The following is a 642-nucleotide window of genomic DNA, read 5'->3' as shown; positions in this document are numbered from 1 at the left end:
CGTCGTTCTGACGGGGGCCGCGATCGTCTTCGGTCTTTTCCGCGAGCGCCTCGGCGATCCTTTCCTGCTCGGCATGCTCGGCGTGCTGGCGATGATCGGCGTCGGCTTCCTGTTCGCGACGGCGATCGGCTTCGTGCAGGTCACGCCACGCTCGACAGGCGACGAACTGTCGAAATCCTTCGTCGATTCGATGTCGCAGGGGCTTCTCGTCACCGACACCAAGGGCCGCGTCGTCTACGCCAACCGCGCCTATGCGGATATGACCGGAGCATCGTCCGCTGCCGACCTGAAGACCGTCGAGGGATTGCTCTCGGATGTCCCCGAAGCCTCGGTGACGATCTATCGCCTGGCGTCCGGCCTTCGCGACGGCCAGCCGGGCGACGGCGAGTTTAGGCTCGCACAGTCCATTCGGCCCGGTGCCGAGCCGGGCGCCCGCTGGTACCGCGCGCGCGCCCGCGCCTTCAGCGTTCCGGGCCAGCGGCTGCCGATGCTGGCCTGGCAGCTTGCCGACATCTCGCAGGAGCGGGCCGAGCAGGAGCGCTTCTTCCTCGATCTGCAGAAGGCGATCGATCACCTCGACCACGCGCCGGCCGGCTTCTTTTCGGCCGACCAGGAGGGCCGCGTCACCTACATCAACGCCAC

1 protein-coding gene is annotated in these 642 nt (G+C 67.6%); it reads left to right on the top strand.

Annotated features, from left to right (window positions below):
• A partial coding sequence (locus EN994_RS31610) for a PAS domain-containing protein (RefSeq protein WP_245466145.1) occupies positions 1-642 on the top strand: 642 nt, incomplete at both ends.

Origin of the sequence: Mesorhizobium sp. M7A.F.Ca.CA.002.09.1.1 (assembly GCF_003998555.1) — a bacterium.
GTDB lineage: Bacteria > Pseudomonadota > Alphaproteobacteria > Rhizobiales > Rhizobiaceae > Mesorhizobium > Mesorhizobium ciceri.
Note: the sequence above shows the minus strand (reverse complement) of the source record. Positions and strands in the feature narration are given on the sequence as shown.